The 2,215-nt window shown below is 66.8% G+C and carries 1 protein-coding gene; it reads left to right on the top strand.

Going from position 1 to position 2,215, the window contains the following annotated elements:
* On the top strand, positions 1-2,215 hold a 2,215-nt coding region (locus tag HY68_RS33375), incomplete at both ends, for a condensation domain-containing protein (protein WP_157874541.1).

Here is a 2,215-nt window from a genome sequence, read left to right as displayed (position 1 = left end):
GCACCATCCTCGACGACGCCGAACGCGCCCGTACGCCCTTGGCCGTCCGTGTGCGACCGGAGCGCCTACCGCTGTCCTATGCCCAGCAGCGCCTCTGGTTCCTGCACCAGTTGGAGGGACCCAACTCCACGTACAACACCGTCACGGCTCTCCGCCTCACCGGAGCACTCGACCGGAACGCTCTGCAAGCCGCTGTCCAGGACGTCACCGTCCGGCACGAGAGCCTGCGCACGCTGTACGCCGAGGACGACCAGGGCTCTTACCAGGTTGTCCTGCCGGCGAGCTCCGTCGAGGTGCCTTTCGAGACCGAACCGGTCTCCGGAGACGAACTGGAAGAGAGGCTGACCAAGGCAGCCGCACACTGCTTCGACCTCACCTCGGAACTCCCCGTCCGCACCTGGCTCTTCCGCGTCTCGGACGAAGAACACGTACTCCTGCTTTTGATCCACCACATCGCCAGTGACGCCTGGTCACGTGGTCCGCTGGCCCGGGATCTGACCACCGCGTACGCCGCCCGCAGCACAGGCAATGCTCCCGGGTGGGCACCTCTCGCCGTCCAGTACGCCGACTACGCGCTGTGGCAGCGCGACATCGTCGGCGACGACGGCGATCCGGACAGCGCCGCGAGCGCTCAACTCGGCTACTGGAGGCAGACACTCGCCGGCCTGCCGGATCAGCTCGACCTGCCCACCGACCGGCCCCGGCCTGCCGTCGCGAACTATCGCGGTGGCCGGGTCCCCCTGGCCATATCGGCCGAACTGCATACGCGATTGACGGAACTCGCGCGGAACTCGAACACGAGCATCTTCATGGTGGTCCAGGCGGCGCTGGCGACCCTCCTCACCCGACTCGGCGCCGGGACCGACATCCCCATCGGCACCTCCGTCGCAGGACGCACCGACGACGCGACCGACGACCTCATCGGCTTCTTCGTCAACACGCTCGTCCTGCGCACCGACACGGCCGGCAATCCCACCTTCCGGGAACTGCTCGGCCGCACCCGCACCACCGATCTGACCGCCTACAGCAACCAGGACCTCCCCTTCGAGCAACTCGTCGAAGCCCTCAACCCCACCCGCACCCTCTCCCACCACCCTCTCTTCCAAGTCCTGCTGACCTTCAACAACACGGACCACGAAGGGGCACTGAACGAGATCGCCGAGCTTCCCGGACTGCGGGTCACGCCTCAAGAGATCGACCGGACAGCCTCGAAATTCGACCTCTCCTTCGCCTTCGCGGAGTCGTTCGACAGCGAGCGCCGCCCGCTCGGCATCGATGGCGCACTCGACTTCAGCACAGATCTCTTCGAGCACGCCTCGGCCGCGGCCATCACGGAACGCTTCATCCGCGTCCTGGAGTCCGTGACGTCGACGCCTGATCGGCGCATCCATGACGTCGAGGTCATCAGCACGGCCGAGCGTGAGCGGGTGCTGGTGGAGTGGAACGGGACCAGCACCGACATCCCGGAAATTCCCCTGCACGAACTGGTCGCCCAACAGGCCGCGGAAAACCCGGACGCCCAGGCTGTGGTCTGTGAAGGGAAGACCCTCACCTACAGGCAGTTGAACGGGCAAGCCAACCAGCTGGCCCGGCACCTCATCGCCCAGGGGGTGCGAGCCGAGCAGTTCGTGGCGCTCGCCTTGCCGAAGTCGCTGGGCACGGTCATCACCATGCTCGCCGTACTCAAAGCCGGCGGCGCCTACCTCCCGATCGACCCCGACTACCCCGCCGAACGCATCCAGTACATGCTCGACGACGCCACCCCCGCACTCACCCTCACCGAACCGGTGCCGCTGTCGGACTACGCCCACCACTCCACCGACGACGTCACCGACAACGACCGGGCAGCGGCGCACTCACCCCAACATGCGGCCTACATGATCTACACCTCGGGCTCCACCGGCCGCCCCAAGGGCGTCATCATCGACCACCACGCCCTGACCACCTACCTCCACCATGCCCGGGCTGCCTACCCCGCCACCAGCGGTATCACCACCCTCCACTCGCCTCTCGCTTTTGACCTGACCATCACCGCCCTGTGGACACCGCTCACCAACGGCGGAACCGTCCACCTCACCACCACGCTCGAACACACCACCACCCAACCCACCCTCATCAAAGCCACCCCCAGCCACCTGCCCCTCCTCACGACCCTTCCGAGCACCACGTCGCCCACCGGCACCCTCATCCTCGGCGGTGAAGCCCTCACAGCGGA

The organism is Streptomyces sp. AcH 505 (assembly GCF_000818175.1).
Taxonomy (GTDB): domain Bacteria; phylum Actinomycetota; class Actinomycetes; order Streptomycetales; family Streptomycetaceae; genus Streptomyces.
Note: the sequence above shows the minus strand (reverse complement) of the source record. Positions and strands in the feature narration are given on the sequence as shown.